Raw genomic sequence first — 17,219 nt, 5'->3', positions numbered from 1 at the left:
ACCTGGATCCGGTGAACGCGCGGCACGCTGTCGGACCCTCCCGCTACAGTCGTCGATGTCGAACAGGTGTTCGAGATCGAGGTCGGGGAGGCCGAGGGATGGGCTGGGGCAATCCGGCGGTCAGCTGGTCGGAGATGGAGCGGATCCTGGCGGGGAAGCCGGCCCGGTCGCCGTCGCGGGAACGTCCCCGGGGCGAGGTCGACGGCCCGGGCACCGTCCACCCTGCCGACGTCACCTCGGTCCCGGTGCGTCCCAGCCGGTCACGGGACGTGGCGCATCCCGGCGACGGGGGCGACTCCCCGGCCTGGAGCCGCACCCGGGCGCCGTACTCGCCACCGCGGACGCCCCGGGCGGACAGCACGGCCACGGTCCCCTACGCCGAGCTGCACGCCCACTCCACTTACAGCTTCCTCGACGGCGCGAGCCAGCCCGAGGAGCTCGTGGAGGAGGCCTCCCGGCTGGGGCTGGAGGCGATCGCCCTCACCGACCACGACGGGATGTACGGCGTGGTCCGGTTCGCCGAGGCCGCGCACGAGCTGGACATCCGCACGGTCTTCGGGTCCGAGCTCTCGCTGGGACTGTCGGCCCCGCAGAACGGGGTGGCCGACCCGGAGGGTGAGCACCTGCTGGTCCTGGCGCGCGATCCGGACGGCTACCGCGCGATCTCGCGGGCGGTCACCGAGGCGGCGATGGACCCGCGGGCGGAGAAGGGCCACCCGGTGTACGACCTGGAGCGCACCGCGGCGACGCTGCGCGACCGGGTGGTCGTGCTCACCGGGTGCCGCAAGGGGCACGTCCGCCGGGCGCTGGCGTCCGGGGGGCCGGAGGCGGCGGCCGCGGCGCTGGACCGGTTGGTGGGGCTGTTCGGCGCGGACTCGGTGGCCGTGGAGCTCACCGACCACGGGCTGCCGGTCGACGTCGAGCGCAACGACCTGCTGGCCGACCTGGCGGCCCGGGCCGGCCTGCCCACCGTCGCGAGCACCGCGGCGCACTACGCGACGCCCGACCGGGCCCGGATCGCGGCGGCGCTGGGGGCGGTGCGGGCCCGGCGCAGCCTCGACGAGGCGGAGGGCTGGTTGCCGCCGGGCACGGCGCACCTGCGCTCGGGGGCGGAGATGGCCACGCGGTTCGCCCGCCACCCCGAGGCGGTGACCCACGCCGCGGTGCTCGGCCGGGAGTGCGCGTTCGAGCTGGCGCTGCTCGCGCCCGAGCTCCCGCCGTTCACGGTCCCGGAGGGGGAGACCGAGGCGAGCTGGCTGCGCCACCTGGTCGACCACGGCGGCCGCGGGCGGTACGGCAGCCGCACCGACAGCCCCCGCGCCTGGGAGGTGATCGACCACGAGATGGCGATCATCGAGGGGCAGGGGTTCCCCGGCTACTTCCTCATCGTCGCCGACATCGTGCGGTTCTGCCGCGAGGCCGACATCTACTGCCAGGGCCGCGGGTCGGCGGCCAACTCGGCGGTCTGCTTCGCGCTGGGCATCACCCACGTCGACGCGGTGCAGATGGACCTGCTCTTCGAGCGGTTCCTCTCCCCGGAGCGCGACGGCTACCCCGACATCGACCTCGACATCGAGTCCGACCGGCGCGAGGAGGTCATCCAGTACGTCTACCGCCGCTACGGGCGGGACCGGGCCGCGCAGGTCGCCAACGTCATCACCTACCGGCCGCGTTCGGCGGTGCGCGACGCCGCCCGGGCGCTGGGGCACTCCCAGGGCCAGCAGGACGCGTGGAGCAAGCACATCGACCGGTGGGGCCCGGGGGCCGACCTGGGCGACCAGGTGCCGGGGATGCCGCGTGCGGTGGCCACCCTCGCCGAACAGATCGCGGGCTTCCCCCGCCACCTCGGCATCCACTCCGGGGGCATGGTGATCTGCGACCGGCCGGTCGACCAGGTGGTGCCCGTGGAGTGGGCGCGGATGGAGGACCGCAGCGTCATCCAGTGGGACAAGGACGACGCCGCGGCGGTCGGCCTGGTCAAGTTCGACCTGCTCGGGCTGGGCATGCTCTCGGTGCTGCACTACGCCAGCGACTACGTCGCCGCCCACCACGGGCGGCGCATCGAGCTCCACGAGCTGCAGCCCACCGACCCCGAGGTCTTCGCGATGCTCGCGCGGGGCGACTCGGTCGGGGTGTTCCAGGTGGAGTCCCGCGCCCAGATGGCCACCCTGCCGCGGCTGAAGCCCCGGAGGTTCTACGACCTGGTGGTGGAGGTCGCGCTCATCCGGCCCGGCCCGATCCAGGGCGGGTCGGTGCACCCCTACATCCGGCGGCGCAACGGCGACGAGCGGGTGGTCTACGACCACCCGCTCTGCGAGCCCGCCCTGCACAAGACCCTCGGGGTGCCGCTGTTCCAGGAACAGCTGATGCAGCTGGCCACCGACGTCGCCGGGTTCTCCGCCGCCGAGGCCGACGAGCTGCGCCGGGCGCTCTCGGCGAAGCGCTCCGAGGAACGCCTCGAGCGGATGCGGGAACGCTTCTACGCCGGCATGGCCCGCAACCAGATCACCGGGGAGCTCGCCGACCGGATCTTCGCCAAGACGAAGGCGTTCGCGAACTTCGGCTTCCCGGAGAGCCACTCGATCAGCTTCGCGTCCCTGGTCTACGTGTCGGCCTGGTACAAGCACTACTTCCCGGCGGCGTTCTGCGCGGCCCTGCTGCGGGCGCAGCCGATGGGCTTCTACTCGTCGCAGAGCCTGGTCGCCGACGCCCGCCGGCACGGGGTCGTGGTGCTCGGGCCGGACGTCACCCGCAGCCGCGCCGAACCCGACCTGGAGGCCCACCCCGACAGCGAGGGAGAGGTCGCCGTCCGTCTGGGGCTCGCGTCCGTGCGGGGACTCGGGGACGAGGTCGCGGAGCGGATCGTGGCGGCTCGCGCGAGCGCCCCGTTCGACGGGCCGGCCGACCTCGCCCGCCGCGCCGACCTCACCACCGCGCACCTGGAGGCCCTGGCCACCGGCGGCGCCCTGATGTGCTTCGGGCTGGAGCGGCGGGAGGCGCTGTGGGCCGCGGGGGCGGCGGCCGCGGGCACGGCGGTGGTGCGCGGGGGCGCCCGCCAGGACCGCCTGCCCGACACCGCGGTGGGCCTCGAGGCCCCCGCGCTGCCCGGGATGTCCGCGGTGGAGCTGACGATCGCCGACGTCTGGGCCACGGGTCTCACCCCCGACGGTCACCCGGTGACCCACCTGCGGGCCGAGCTGGACCGGCGGGGCGCGTACAGCGTCGCGGGGGTGGCGACGGTGCCCGAGGGCGAGCGGATCGAGGTCGGCGGGGTCGTCACCCACCGCCAGCGCCCGGCGACGGCGGGCGGGACGACGTTCCTCAACCTCGAGGACGAGACCGGGATGCTCAACGTGGTCTGCTCGGAGGGACTGTGGGCGCGCCACCGGGTCGTGGCGCGGACGAGCGCGGCGCTGGTGATCCGTGGCCGGGTCGAGCGGGCCCACGACGCCCCGAGCGTGGTCAACCTCGTGGCCGACCGGGTGGAGCGCCTGGACCTGGTGGTGCCGTCCCGGTCGCGCGACTTCCAGTGACGTCCGGGGGCCGCGTTCGTCGAGTGCGACTCCAGGCAGCCTCCGGGGCCCGGAATCCTGCGTCATGTCGCTCTCGCGGGGGCCGGACGGGCGGAACGTCCGGATCCCGGCAGACTGACGGGGGTGTCCCCGGCCGGTGCGAACGGCCGGGGGCACCCCCGTCAGCGGTCGTGCGGGTCGTGCGGGTCTCAGCCCCCGACGAGCGGCTTGCCCATCGGCAGCGGCTTGCCGCCGGCAGCCGCGCCCATCGCGTCGAAGAACAGGTAGACGCCGACCAGCGTGAACGCGAACACCGCGATCCCGCCGCCGAACAGCAGCCCCGTCGACCCGCCCGCAGTGCCGAGGAGCACGAGCAGCAGCGCGACGTCGACCAGCACGAAGAGCACCGTGAACACCGACGGCAGGCGCAGCGACGCCAGCGTCAGCACCACGACCCCGATCAGCCAGGTCAGCAGGAACGTCTCCTGGGCCGCGACCGCCGCGCCCTCCGCCGTCGCGTCCCCGAACCAGTTGTGCCCGAGCCCCACCACGAGCAGCGCGAAGCTCAACCAGAACCCGGAGAAGATGCCGAAGATCGCCGCGACCGCTCCGGCCCCCGTCCGGATCGCCCAGATGCAGGCGATGACCTGACCGAGCCCGGTGCACATGAACAGGATCGGGACCATGCCGATCGCCGCGTTGTCCGACGAGCCGGTGAACCCCACGAGGTAGAGGCCGAGGGCGATCGACCCGATCACGAACGTGGGGACACCGACCAGGGCCGGGTTGGCCGCTGCCGCGGCGGTCTCGGCGGCTGCTGCATCAGCCGCCCGGGCGTCGGCGGCGTGCGCCCCCGTGCTCTCGTCGACTGTGGTCATCGCCACTCCTTCGTGCAGAGATGACGGGCCGGTCGGACGTGCCACCTGCTCCCGGCGCACCCCGACCTCCCGCTGACCGGTCGAGTGTGATCTCACGCACTGCTCACGGGTAACCGACCGTCCGTAGGGGCAAGCGCCTGCCATGACGGATCGTGAACCGGTTCAGGCATGCTCACGGTCCATGCGACGCCTGCTCCGTCCCGTCCGGTCGGAGAGTGGCGCGGGCGGGATTCCCCGCCGGCTCCTCGCCGGTGCCCTGGCCGGCGCGACCGGCACGGCCGCGATGACCGTCACCGGACGGCTGCACCGCGAGGTGTACGCCCGGCGCCGGGGGATGGCCCCCTCGGAGATCACCGAGATCCTCGACTACGACGACTCGGACCACGTCGTCGTCGCCGCGTCGCGGGTGCTGCGGGCCGTGGTGGGCCGGGCCCCGGAGTCCCCCGGCGCGCGGCGGGCCCTGTTCTGGCTCGTGCACTGGGGCTACGGCTCGGTGGTCGGCGCGACCCACGCCGAGCTGCGCCACCACCTCGGCGAGCCCGCGGCCGGGGTCGCCTTCTTCCTGGGCTGCCAGACGATGGCGCTCTCGCTGTTCCCGGTGCTCGGTGACACCCCGGTGCCGTGGCGGTGGACGCCCCGCCTGATGACCGTGAGCCTCGCCCAGCACGTCGTCTACGCCGCGGCGGTGGCCGGGACCGGCGCCGCCCTCGCGCGGGACTGACCGACGCCCTCACGGGCCGGCGCCCCTGCCGCGTCCGGGCCGGGCGGGACATGATGGGCCGCGTGACCGCGACGATCCTGGACGGCAAGGCCACCCTCGCGACGATCAGCGCCGAGCTCACCGAGCGGGTCGCGAAGCTCGCGGCGAGCGGGCGGACGCCCGGCCTCGGCACCGTGCTCGTGGGCGACGACCCGGGGTCGCAGTCCTACGTGCGCGCCAAGCACCGCGACTGCGCCAAGGTCGGGATCACCTCGATCCGGCGCGACCTGCCCGCGGACGCCACCCAGGCCGACGTCGAGCGGGCCGTCGACGAGCTCAACGCCGACCCCGCCTGCACCGGGTACATCGTCCAGCTCCCCCTGCCGAAGGGCGTCGACGCGAACGCGGTGCTCGAGCGGATCGACCCGGACAAGGACGCCGACGGGCTGCACCCCACCAACCTCGGCCGGTTGGTGCTGAACGAGCCCGCGCCGCTGCCCTGCACCCCGCGCGGGATCGTCGAACTGCTCCGGCGCTACGACGTGCCGCTCGACGGCGCCAAGGTCACGGTGCTCGGCCGCGGACTCACGGTGGGGCGGCCGCTCGGGCTGCTGCTGACCCGCCGCACCGAGAACGCCACGGTCACCCTCTGCCACACCGGCACCCGCGACCTCGCCGCCGAGACCCGGGCGGCGGACGTCATCGTGGCGGCGGCCGGCGTGCCCGGGATCATCACCGCCGACATGGTCAAGCCCGGGGCGGCCGTCCTCGACGTCGGTGTCTCCCGCGGTCCGGACGGGATCCTGGGCGACGTGGCCGAGGACGTCCGCGAGGTCGCGGGCTTCGTCGCCCCGAACCCGGGCGGCGTCGGCCCGATGACCCGCGCGATGCTGCTCACGAACGTCGTCGAGCGCGCCGAGGGGGCCTGAGAGGTCATGACGACGGCGGGCGACGACACCGCGCACACGACCGGCCCCGACCCGGCGTCGGGAACGCAGACCGACGACGGTGCGGCGAACCTGGCACCCAGCGCCAGCAGTGACGCATTGCTCGCACCGGAGGTGCCCGAGGCACCCGAGGCATCCGAGGGATCCGAGGGTCCCCGGCACCTGCGCCCACCCCGCACCGCCGGCGACTACGCCCGCGCGCTGCTGCACCGGCTGCGGGCGCAGGCGCCCCTGGCGGTCGTCCTGGCGGTCGTCGTGCTCGGGTTCGTGCGGATCGGGCTGCAGCACTGGCGCGACGGCACGACGATCCTCGGGGCGGCCCTGGTGCTCGCGGCCGTGCTGCGCGTGGCGCTGCCCGACCGCACCGCCGGCCTGCTCGCCGTCCGCCCCCGGCGCACCGACGTGCTCACCTACGCCCTGTTCGGCACCGTGGTGATCCTGCTGTCGCTCACCATCACCGGCGGGCCGCTCGCCGTCCGCTGACCGGGTGAGGAGCGCGACCCGCCACGCACGGTCGCCGCACGTGTCGCGTTGATAGCGTCTGGGAAAGAGGCAACGCACGGGCCTCCCGACTCCGGCCGGGCCCGGCGCGCGCCCCCGAGATCCGTGCGGCGCCGAATGCCAGGCGCGAGAGGAGAGCCCGAAGAGTGGCGAAGATCAAGGTGGAGGGCACCGTCGTCGAGCTGGACGGCGACGAGATGACCCGGATCATCTGGCAGTTCATCAAGGACAAGCTGATCCACCCGTACCTCGACATCGACCTCGAGTACTACGACCTCGGGATCGAGCACCGCGACGAGACCGACGACCAGGTCACCGTCGACGCCGCGAACGCCATCAAGCGCCACGGCGTCGGCGTCAAGTGCGCGACGATCACCCCGGACGAGGCGCGGGTCGAGGAATTCGGCCTCAAGCGCATGTACCGGTCGCCCAACGGGACGATCCGCAACATCCTCGGCGGCACGATCTTCCGCGAGCCGATCGTCGCGTCCAACATCCCGCGCTACGTCCCGCACTGGACGAAGCCGATCGTCGTCGGCCGCCACGCCCACGGCGACCAGTACCTCGCCCAGGACTTCAAGGTCCCCGGGCCCGGCACCGTCACCATCACCTACACGCCCGACGGTGACGGCGAGCCGATGGAGTTCCAGGTCGCGAAGTTCCCGGAGGACGGGGGCGTCGCGCTGGGCATGTACAACTTCAAGAACTCCATCGTCGACTTCGCCCGCGCCTCGCTGCGCTACGGCCTGGACCGCGGCTTCCCGGTCTACATGTCGACCAAGAACACCATCCTCAAGGCGTACGACGGCATGTTCCGCGACACCTTCGAGGAGATCTTCGAGTCGGAGTTCAAGGCCGACTTCGAGAAGGCCGGTCTCACCTACGAGCACCGCCTGATCGACGACATGGTCGCCGCCGCCATCAAGTGGGAGGGCGGTTACGTCTGGGCCTGCAAGAACTACGACGGCGACGTCGAGTCCGACATCGTCGCGCAGGGCTTCGGCTCGCTCGGCCTGATGACCTCGGTGCTCATGACGCCGGACGGCACCGTCGAGGCCGAGGCCGCCCACGGCACGGTGACGCGGCACTTCCGCCAGCACCAGCAGGGCAAGGAGACCTCGACCAACCCGATCGCGTCGATCTTCGCGTGGTCGCGCGGGCTGGCCCAGCGCGGTCGCCTCGACTCCAACGACGCGCTGGTCGACTTCGCCGAGAAGCTCGAGCAGGTCTGCATCCAGACCGTCGAGGACGGCAAGATGACCAAGGACCTGGCGCTGCTGATCGCCAAGGACGCGCCGTACCTCAACACCCAGGACTTCCTCGACGCGATCGACGAGGGCCTGCAGAAGGCGATGGCCTGAGCCGTCCCGCACTCCCGGAGGGCACTCCCGGCGCTGCCGGGGGTGCCCTTCGTGCGTCCCGGACGACGGGTCGGCTGACACACTGCGCCGCGTGATCGATCCGGATGCCCCGACCCGGGGCCGCGTCATCGGCGACGGACTGGCCTGGACCGCCCGGTGGAGCTGGCGCTTCCTCGCGGTGGCCGCCGCGCTCGTCGTCGTCGGGCTGGTGATCGGCCAGCTGTGGTCGATCGTGTTCCCGGTCCTGCTGGGGCTGATCATCGCGACGGTGCTCGACCCGCCGGTGGCGTGGCTGCGGGCACGCAAGGTGCCCTCGACGCTCGCGGCGCTGCTCGTCGTCCTCGCCGGCCTCGCGATCCTCGGCGGCGTGATCGCCCTGCTCGCCCCGTCGGTGGCGGGCCAGGCCCCGGCGATCGCGCAGGGCGCGGTCGGCGGCCTCCAGCAGATCCAGCAGTGGGTGCAGGGACCGCCGCTGAACCTGGGCGCGAGCCAGATCGGCGGCTACCTCGACCTGGCGGTGCAACGCCTCCAGCAGAGCGCCGCGCAGATCGCCGGCGGCGTCGTCACGGGGATCACGGCCGTCGCGAACGGCGTGATCAACGGGGTCCTCGCGATCATCCTGGCGTTCCTGTTCGTCAAGGACGGGCCCCGCTTCCTGCCGTGGATCGGCCGCCGGACCGGGCCGCGGGCGGGCGCGCACCTCGAGGCGGTCGGTCGCCGCGCGTGGGACCGGCTCGGCGGGTTCATCCGGTCCCAGGCCCTGATCGGACTGGTCGACGCGCTCTTCATCGGCATCGGCCTGGTGATCTTCGGCGTGCCGCTCGCGCTCCCGCTCGCCGTCCTCACCTTCTTCGGGGCGTTCATCCCGATCATCGGCGCCTTCGTCGCCGGTGCCCTCGCGGTCCTCATCGCGCTCGTGGTCCAGGGGCCGACGGTCGCGCTCGGGGTGCTGGTGCTCATCCTCGCGGTGCAGCAGATCGAGGGGAACCTGCTCCAGCCCCTGGTGCAGGGCAAGGGGCTCGGCCTGAACTCGGCGGTCGTCATCCTCGCCGTCACCGGCGGGAGCAGCCTCTTCGGCATCGCGGGGGCCTTCTTCGCGGTCCCGGTCGCCGCGGTCGGCGCGGAGATCTTCCGCTACCTGGACCAGCAGGTGACCCGCCGGACCGGCGAGGACACCGGGGACACCGGGAACACCGGGAACACCGAGCCGGACACCGACGACGATCCGCCTGCTCCGGCCGACGCCCCGCCGCCGTCGGCACCAGGCGACACCGCCGAACGCACGGACCGCTGAACGACCTCCTCCACGCGCGCCGATCCCGCGGGTGTCACCCGTCCGATTCGGGTACGCGACCCGCGCCTGCGGACCCCGGACGCGCGGGTGAGGAGAGGACGCGACCGTGACGCAGGAGACCCCGGCCCCCGTCGGGACGACGAGATCGAGCGTCCGGCGCAGCCGGGGTCAGCTGATCGGCGACGGGCTGGCCTGGACCTCGCAGTGGAGCGGGCGGCTCATCCTCACCGCGCTCGGCGTGGTCCTGGTGGGCCTCGTCATCGGCGAGCTGTGGTCGGTCGTCCTGCCGGTCCTGCTCGGGCTGATCATCGCGACCGTCCTGGAGCCACCGGCCACCTGGCTGCGTCAGCACCGGGTCCCGCCGCTGCTCGCCGCGATCATCGTCGTCCTCGGCGCGCTCGCGATCGTCGGCGGCATCATCACCGCGATCGCACCGCAGGTCGCCAACCAGATCCCGGAACTGGTGCAGAGCGCCACCGGCGGGGTCGAGGACGTCCAGACGTGGCTCTCGAGCACCTTCGGTCTCGGGCAGAGCCAGATCGGGCAGGCGGTCCAGGCCGGCGTCGACCAGCTGCAGAACTCGGCGACCGCCATCGCGGGCACGCTCGTCACCGGGATCACCGCGATCGCGAACGGGCTGATCGACCTGGTCCTCGCGCTCGTCCTGGCGTTCCTGTTCGTCAAGGACGGCTACCGCTTCCTGCCGTGGCTGCGCCGCCAGGTCGGGACGGGGGCCGGCGGGCACTTCGCGGCCGTCGGCGGACGGGCCTGGGACCGGCTCGGGGGCTTCATCCGCTCCCAGGCGATCATCGGCTTCGTCGACGCGGCCTGCATCGGGGTCGGCCTGGTGATCCTCGGGGTCCCGCTCGCCCTGCCGCTGGCCGTGCTGACCTTCTTCGGCGCCTTCATCCCGATCGTCGGCGCGCTCTTCGCGGGGGCGCTGTCGGTGCTCGTCGCGCTCGTGAGCAACGGGTTGACGAACGCCGTGATCGTCCTGGTGCTGATCCTCGCGGTGCAGCAGATCGAGGGGAACCTGCTCCAGCCGCTGGTGCAGGGCAAGGGCCTCGGGCTGCACGCCGCGGTGGTCATCCTGGCGGTGACCGGTGGGAGCAGCCTGGCCGGCGTGGTCGGGGCGTTCCTCGCCGTCCCGGTCGTCGCGGTGGCGGCCGAGATCGTCCGCTACCTCAACGAGCAGATCGACGCCCGGGCCCGCTCCGACGACGAGCACCCCTCGCAGGCGCCCCGCCCGACGGACGAGGAGCTCCTCGCCTCGTCGCGCCCCCGGCCGGGCGGCGGCCGGCTCTCGCGGTGGCGTCGCCGCCGGCGCGACGGCGAGACCGTGGCCGCCGAGGACGCGACGAACCCCGTGCGCGGAGACGCGGCGACGAACGGGTGACCGCCCCCGGGCCGACGGGAGGCCTCTAGGGTCCTCCGGCGATGCCTTCCCCCGATCTCGTGGTGCGCGCCCGCCGGGCCGTCCTGCCCGGCGGGACCGCACCCGCCGTCGTGACCGTGCGAGCTGGACGGATCGCAGCGGTCGATCCGCACGACGCCCCGGTGACGGGACCGGTCGTCGACCTGGCCGACGACGAGGTGCTCCTGCCCGGCCTGGTCGACACGCACGTGCACACCGCGGGCGAGGGGTTCGCGACGGCGACGCGCGCGGCCGCCGCCGGGGGCGTCACCACGCTGGTGGACATGCCGGTGCGCTCGCCCGTCCTCGACCCGGAGGCCCTGGCCGCCACGCGGGACGCGGCGCGCGACCAGGTGGCCGTCGACGTCGCCTTCTGGGGTGCGGCGGTGCCGCTGTGCGACGGGGTGCCGGACGCGGCGGGACGGGTCGACCGCGGACGGCTGACGGCGCTGGCGCGGGCCGGGGTCCGGGGCCTCGTCTGCCACCTCGCCGACGCCGGGGTCCCCGGGTTCCCGCCGCTCGGGCACGAGGACCTGGAGCTGGCCGCCGCGACCTGCGCCGAGGAGGGCCTCCCGCTGCTCGTGCACGCCGAGGACGACGGCGTGCTCTCCGAGGCGCCGCCGGCCGGCCCGGACTACCGCTCGTTCCTCGCCGCCCATCCCCCGGGCGCGGAGACCACGGCGGTCCTGCGGCTCGCCGCGGTCGCGGGCCGCACCGGCGCGCGGATCCACGTCCTGCACGTGTCCGCGTTCGAGGCGGCCGAGGAGATCGGGGCCGCCCGGGACGCGGGGGCTCGGCTCACCGCCGAGACGTGTCCCCACCACCTGGCGCTGGCCGCCGAGTCGATGGCGGGCACCCTCGGCAAGTGCTGCCCGCCGGTGCGCTCGGAGTCCAACCGGGAGCTGCTGTGGGGCGCGCTGGGCGCAGGCCGCCTCGACGCCGTCGTCTCCGACCACGCCTCGTGGCCGCCCGGGGCCCGGGACGGCGGGTTCGCCGCGGCGGCGACCGGGGTGTCCTCGCTGGAGGTCGCGCTGCGCGTGCTGTGGTCCGGCGCCGCCGGGCGCGGCCACACCCTCGACGACGTCGCGGGCTGGACGGCGGCCGCCCCGGCCCGGCTCGCGGGCCTGGACGCCAAGGGCGCGATCGCCCCCGGGTGCGACGCCGACCTCGTGGCCTTCGCCCCGGACGAGGTCGCCGAGGTCGACCCCGCCGCCCTGCACCACCGCCACCCCGGAACGCCCTACGACGGGATGGCGCTGCGCGGCGCCGTGCGCCGGGTGTGGCTGCGCGGGACCGAGGCCCCGGGGACGGGCGACGGCCGGCTGCTGCCCGACGGTTCCCGAGGGCCGGTCAGGGCAGTCGCGGACTCATGATCGTCACACGAGGGCCCACCGTCCACCTCTAGAGTGTCGGTCCGGGCAGCGACGCTCGCCGAGATCCCGACGCGAGCACCGGAGGCGAGCATGTTCGTCGTCCCCACGGTCGACCTCTCCCCGTACCTCGACGGCGACCCCGGTGGCCGGCCCCGCACCGCGATCGCGCTCGACGCCGCCTGCCGCGGCGTCGGGTTCATGCAGGTCGTGGGGCACGGGATCCGCTCCGCCGCGCTCACGGGGCTCACCGACGCCCTGGACGCGTTCTTCGCCCTGCCCGAGGACGACAAGCGGGCCCTGGTCGTCACCGACGGCACCAACCGCGGCTACACCCCGCCGCGCAACGAGTCGCTGAGCCGCAGCCTGGGCGTCGAGCAGGGGAACGACTTCTTCGAGGCCTTCAACGTCGGGACCGCCGCCGACGGGCCGGCGTCGGGCGGCGACGGCAACGTGTGGCCGGACCTGCCGGACTTCCGGGAGGGCGTCGAGGCGTGGGTCGGCGAGGCCCGCCGGATCGCCCGCGCCCTCACGACGGCGATGGGCGACGCCCTCGGCGACCGCGAGATCTTCCGGCGGCTCGCGCAGGACCCCGTCGAGGTGCTGCGCCTGAACCACTACGCCCTCGACGACCTCCCCGAGGACCTCACACCCGACCTCACCGACGGCGACGGGCCGACCGGCATGGGCGAGCACACCGACTACGGCATCGTCACCGTGCTCTGGGCCGACCGCGTCGCCGGGCTGCAGATCCTCCATGACGGCGCCTGGCACGACGTCGTTCCCGACGAGGGCGCCCTGCTGGTCAACCTCGGCGACCTCACCGCCCGGGTCACCGGGGACACCTGGCGCTCGACGCTGCACCGGGTGCGGCCGCCGGTGGAGCACGGGCGCGTCCGCCGCCGCCGGTCGGCGGCCTTCTTCCACGACGGCGACCCGGACGCCGCCGTCGAGACCCTGCCGCTGCCCGACGCCGTGCCGTACCTGCCGACGACCGTCGGCGAGCACCTCGCGGCGAAGCTCGCGGGGAGCCGGGAGAGGCACCTCAACCCCGACGCCGGTCGGGAGGCCGCGCGGGTCCGGGCGGCCCGGTGACCGGCGACGCGGCCTGGCTGCGCGAGGCCGTCACGCTCGCCGAGCGCAACGTCGCCGAGGGAGGTGGCCCGTTCGGGGCGGTGATCGTGGCCGAGGGCCGCGTCATCGCGCGCGGCCAGAACCGTGTCACCCGGGACATGGACCCCACCGCGCACGCCGAGGTGACCGCGATCCGCGCCGCGTGCCGCGAGCGCGGCGACTTCTCGCTGGCCGGTGCGACCCTCTACACCAGCTGCGAGCCCTGCCCCCTGTGCGTGTCGGCCTCGCTGTGGGCCCGGCTCGACCGCGTCGTGTACGCCGCGGACCGGCACGACGCGGCCCGCGGCGGGTTCGACGACCGGGAGTTCTACGAGCTCTTCGCCCGGGACCCCGGCACCTGGCCGACGCGCGTGGAGGCCCTGGGCGCCACGGCGGAGCTCGACCCGCGGGCGCCGTTCGACGCGTGGCTCGCCAAGGCCGACCGGGTGCGGTACTGACCAGGGGATCGATGGACCTGCTCACGGTCGGGACGTTCGCACGACCCCCCGACGATCTCGCCCTCCGCGCGCTCCAGCCGACCCTCGGGGCCGACCGCACCCTGCTCGGCGGCGGCACCTGGCTGTTCTCGACGCCCCAGCCCCACCTCGCCGGGCTCGTGGACCTGACGGCCCTGGGCTGGGAGCCCCTGCACGTGGACGACGACGGCCTCACGCTCGCCGCCACTACCACGTTCGCGACGCTCGCCGGGGTCGACCCGGCCGCACACCCGGCGTGGCCGGCGGTCGGTCTGTTCGCCGGCTGCTGCGAGGCGCTCGTCGGCTCGTGGAAGGTGCAGCGCGTCGCCACCGTCGGCGGGAACGTCTGCCTCGGGCTGCCGGCCGGTCCGATGATCACCCTCGCGGCCGCCCTGGACGGCACGGCGACGCTCTGGGATCGCGACGGCGGGGAGCGGACCGCTCCCGTCGTCGACCTCGTCGTCGGGCCGCAGCGGACCGCGCTCGCCCCGGGCGAGGTGCTGCGCTCGATCCACCTCCCGGCGCGGGCCCTGCGCGGCCGGACCGCGCTGCGCAAGGCGTCGCTGTCCCCGCTCGGGCGCAGCGCGGCCCTGCTGGCGGGCCGGCTCGACGGTCCCGACGACGGGTCCGGGTTCACCCTGGCGGTCACGGCCTCGCTGCCCCGCCCCGCCGTCCTGCGCTACCCCGCGGTGCCCGACGCCGGGACCCTGGCGGCGGACGTCGCGGCGCTCGGGGACGCCGTGGGTGTCGGGGGTGGCTGGTACGACGACCCGCACGGCTCGCCGGCCTGGCGGCGGGCGATGACCCTCCTCCTGGCCGAGGAGATCCGCGTCGAGCTCGGGGAGGTACCGGGGTGACGACGGTGGACGGCGTCCGGCTCGACGCGGAACCCCGCCCCGGGCAGTGCCTGCGCACCTTCCTGCGCGAGCACGGCCACCACGCGGTGAAGAAGGGCTGCGACGCGGGCGACTGCGGGGCGTGCACGGTGCTGGTGGACGGCGGGCCGGTGCACTCCTGCCTCTACCCCGCGGTGCGCGCGACGGGGGCCGTCGTCACCACCGCCGCCGGGCTGCCCGAGGGCCCCGCCGACCCGCGCCCGCGGTTCGCGGCGGCCGCCGGCTTCCAGTGCGGGTTCTGCACGCCGGGGATGGTCACCACCGCCGCGATCGCCTCCGACCCGCTGGCCGACCCCGCGCAGCGGGCGCGCGTCCTGCAGGGGAACCTCTGCCGCTGCACGGGCTACCGGGCGATCGCCGACGCCCTCGACGGCCGGCGGACCGTCGAGCCGGACGGCGGGATCGGGGCCTCCGTCCCCGCCCCGGCCACGGACCGCGTCGTCCGGGGGCTCGAGCCCTACACGCTGGACGGGGACGCCCCGCCCGGCACGGCCCACCTCGTCGTCGTGCGCAGCCCGCACGCTCACGCCCGCGTCACCCGGATCGACACCGCGGCCGCACTCGCCGTGCCCGGGGTGCTGGCCGTGCTCACGCACGTCAATACCCCGGCCACGCTGTACTCCACCGCCCGCCACGAGAACCGCCTCGACGACCCGGACGACACCCGGGTCCTCGACGACGTCGTCCGCTTCCACGGGCAGCGGGTCGCCGCCGTCGTCGGGACCGACCTCGCCGCCGCCGAGGCGGGCGCGCGGGCCGTCGTCGTCGACTACGAGCCGCTCCCGCCGGTGCTCGATCCCGAGACCGCCCGGGACGCTCCGCCGGTCCACGGCGACAAGCCCGCCTCGAGCCGGATCGCCGACCCGGCCCGCAACGTCGTCGCGGCCCTGCACCAGGGGGTCGGCGACGTGGCGGCGGGCATCGCGGAGGCCCGACGCGACGGGGGCGCGGTGGTCACCGGCACCTGGCACACCGGGCGGGTGTCGCCGGCGTCGCTGGAGACCCACGGCAGCCGGGCCTGGGTCGACGCCGGGGGCCGCCTCGTCGTGCGGACCTCGTCGCAGGTGCCGTTCCTGGTCCGCGACGAGCTCGCCCGCCTGCTCGACCGCCCGCCGGCGTCGGTGCGCGTGCACACCGCGCGCGTGGGCGGCGGGTTCGGGTCGAAGCAGGAGCTGCTCACCGAGGACCTCACCGCCCTGGCCGCCCTCGGCACCGGCCGCCCGGTGCAGTGGGAGCTGACGCGCACCGAGTCGCTGACGGCCACGCCCACCCGGCACCCGATGCGGGTCTCCGTCACCGTCGCCGCCCGGCCCGACGGCGCGCTCACCGCGCTCGCGATCGACGTGCTCTCCGACGCCGGGGCGTACGGGAACCACTCGCCCGGGGTGATGTTCCACGGCTGCCACGAGTCGATGGCGCTCTACCGCTGCCCGAACAAGCGGGTGGACGCGGAGGCGGTCTACACCACCACCCCGCCGTCCGGCGCGTTCCGCGGCTACGGGCTGGGCCAGGTGCAGTTCGCGATCGAGGGCGCCCTGGACGAGCTGGCCCGCGAGCTCGGCCTCGACCCCTTCGAGCTGCGTCGACGCACCGTCGTGCGCCCCGGCGAGGACTTCGTCGCGAGCGCCGACCCCGCCGAGCACCCCGACGACCTCGCCTTCGGCTCCGACGGCCTGCCGCAGTGCCTCGAGGACGCCCGCGCGGCGCTGGACCGCGACGGCGACCCGGCCCCCACCGGCCCGACGTGGCGGGTCGGCGAGGGCATGGCCGCCGCCATGATCGCGACGATCCCGCCGCGCGGGCACCGGGCCCGGGCGAGCGTCGCGCTCGACGGCGGGCGGTACCGCGTCCGCGTGGGGACGGCGGAGTTCGGCAACGGCACCGCGACCGTCCACGCGCAGATCGCGGCGGCCGCCCTCGGCGCCCGGGTCGACCAGGTGGAGCGGCACGGTGGCGACACCGACGCCGTGGGGCAGGACACGGGCGCGTTCGGGTCCACCGGCACCGTCGTCGCCGGGTCCGCGGTCGCGCGCGCGGCCGAGGCCCTCGCCGCCGAGCTGCGCGGCAAGGCCGCCGCGCGGCTCGGGATCGCGCCCGGCGACTGCGTGCTCGGTCCGGACGGCGTGCGGGCCCCCGACGGGCGCACCGTCGCGCTGACGGACCTGTCTGGGGCCCGCGCCGAGGGCGCGCACGGCGGCTCCCCGCGGTCGGTGGCGTTCAACGTGCACGCCGTGCGGGTCGCGGTCGACACCGCGACGGGGGAGGTCCGGATCCTGCGCTCGGTGCACGTGGCCGACGCCGGCGTCGTCGTCAACCCGCAGCAGTGCCGCGGCCAGGTGGAGGGCGGCGTCGCGCAGGGCCTCGGCACGGCGCTGTACGAGGAGGTCCGGCTCGACGACGCCGGGCGGGTGACCACCCGCGTGCTGCGCGACTACCACCTCCCGCAGTTCGGGGACGTGCCGCGCACCGAGGTGCTCTTCGCCGACACCGTCGACGCCCTCGGACCGTTCGGCGCGAAGTCGATGAGCGAGTCGCCCTACAACCCGGTCGCACCCGCCGTCGCCAACGCGATCCGGGACGCGGTCGGCGTCCGGCCGCGCCGGCTCCCGATGACCCGCGACCGCGTGTGGGCGCTGTGCCGGGAGGCCGCGCGGTGATGTCACGCCCGTGAACGGCGGGCGAAACACGGGCGTCACGGTCGCTTCCTAGGTTTCCTGCCGCACCGTCCGGTTCCGGGCGGGCGTTCCCCTGTGAGAC

The 17,219-nt window shown here is 75.0% G+C and carries 13 protein-coding genes; 12 read left to right on the top strand and 1 reads right to left on the bottom strand.

Features of this window, described 5'->3' with window-relative positions:
* Positions 1 to 98 precede the first annotated feature (98 nt).
* Complete coding sequence (locus WCD74_RS10730) at positions 99 to 3,533, top strand: error-prone DNA polymerase (RefSeq protein ID WP_337694855.1); 3,435 nt, start codon at positions 99 to 101, stop codon at positions 3,531 to 3,533.
* Positions 3,534 to 3,721: 188 nt separating this feature from the next.
* On the opposite strand, the gene WCD74_RS10725 is transcribed toward WCD74_RS10730, so the two are convergent.
* Positions 3,722 to 4,390, bottom strand: a complete 669-nt coding sequence (locus WCD74_RS10725; protein ID WP_337694854.1) for a GPR1/FUN34/YaaH family transporter — start codon at positions 4,388 to 4,390, stop codon at positions 3,722 to 3,724.
* A gap of 181 nt (positions 4,391 to 4,571) precedes the next feature.
* Here WCD74_RS10725 and WCD74_RS10720 point away from each other — a divergent pair, with 181 nt between their 5' ends.
* From WCD74_RS10720 to WCD74_RS10670, 11 genes are all read left to right on the top strand, one after another.
* Positions 4,572 to 5,111, top strand: coding sequence for a hypothetical protein (locus tag WCD74_RS10720; protein ID WP_337694853.1), 540 nt, complete (start codon positions 4,572 to 4,574; stop codon positions 5,109 to 5,111).
* A 62-nt stretch (positions 5,112 to 5,173) separates the two neighbouring features.
* Positions 5,174 to 6,019, top strand: a complete 846-nt coding sequence (locus WCD74_RS10715) for a bifunctional methylenetetrahydrofolate dehydrogenase/methenyltetrahydrofolate cyclohydrolase (protein WP_337694852.1) — start codon at positions 5,174 to 5,176, stop codon at positions 6,017 to 6,019.
* Positions 6,020 to 6,025: 6 nt separating this feature from the next.
* Positions 6,026 to 6,520, top strand: coding sequence for a DUF3017 domain-containing protein (locus WCD74_RS10710; protein ID WP_337694851.1), 495 nt, complete (start codon positions 6,026 to 6,028; stop codon positions 6,518 to 6,520).
* 164 nt (positions 6,521 to 6,684) lie between these two features.
* On the top strand, positions 6,685 to 7,899 hold the full coding sequence (locus WCD74_RS10705; protein WP_337694850.1) for an NADP-dependent isocitrate dehydrogenase: 1,215 nt from the start codon (positions 6,685 to 6,687) through the stop codon (positions 7,897 to 7,899).
* A 91-nt stretch (positions 7,900 to 7,990) separates the two neighbouring features.
* Entirely contained in the window at positions 7,991 to 9,193 is a 1,203-nt protein-coding gene (locus WCD74_RS10700; RefSeq protein ID WP_337694849.1) for an AI-2E family transporter, read from the top strand.
* Between the two features lie 106 nt (positions 9,194 to 9,299).
* Positions 9,300 to 10,589 carry an AI-2E family transporter gene (locus WCD74_RS10695; protein WP_337694848.1) on the top strand — a complete coding sequence of 430 codons (1,290 nt, stop codon included), beginning with the start codon at positions 9,300 to 9,302 and terminating at the stop codon, positions 10,587 to 10,589.
* 41 nt (positions 10,590 to 10,630) lie between these two features.
* Positions 10,631 to 11,980 carry an allantoinase AllB gene (allB, locus tag WCD74_RS10690; protein ID WP_337694847.1) on the top strand — a complete coding sequence of 450 codons (1,350 nt, stop codon included), beginning with the start codon at positions 10,631 to 10,633 and terminating at the stop codon, positions 11,978 to 11,980.
* Between the two features lie 90 nt (positions 11,981 to 12,070).
* Complete coding sequence (locus WCD74_RS10685; protein ID WP_337694846.1) at positions 12,071 to 13,072, top strand: isopenicillin N synthase family dioxygenase; 1,002 nt, start codon at positions 12,071 to 12,073, stop codon at positions 13,070 to 13,072.
* Positions 13,069 to 13,548 carry a nucleoside deaminase gene (locus WCD74_RS10680; RefSeq protein WP_337694845.1) on the top strand — a complete coding sequence of 160 codons (480 nt, stop codon included), beginning with the start codon at positions 13,069 to 13,071 and terminating at the stop codon, positions 13,546 to 13,548. Before WCD74_RS10685 ends, WCD74_RS10680 begins: the two co-directional genes overlap by 4 nt.
* An 11-nt stretch (positions 13,549 to 13,559) precedes the next feature.
* On the top strand, positions 13,560 to 14,423 hold the full coding sequence (locus WCD74_RS10675; protein WP_337694844.1) for an FAD binding domain-containing protein: 864 nt from the start codon (positions 13,560 to 13,562) through the stop codon (positions 14,421 to 14,423).
* On the top strand, positions 14,420 to 17,119 hold the full coding sequence (locus WCD74_RS10670; RefSeq protein WP_337694843.1) for a molybdopterin-dependent oxidoreductase: 2,700 nt from the start codon (positions 14,420 to 14,422) through the stop codon (positions 17,117 to 17,119). Before WCD74_RS10675 ends, WCD74_RS10670 begins: the two co-directional genes overlap by 4 nt.
* Positions 17,120 to 17,219: the final 100 nt, after the last annotated feature.

It is taken from the genome of Actinomycetospora aurantiaca, assembly GCF_037401875.1.
In the GTDB taxonomy this organism is placed as follows: domain Bacteria; phylum Actinomycetota; class Actinomycetes; order Mycobacteriales; family Pseudonocardiaceae; genus Actinomycetospora; species Actinomycetospora aurantiaca.
Note: the sequence above shows the minus strand (reverse complement) of the source record. Positions and strands in the feature narration are given on the sequence as shown.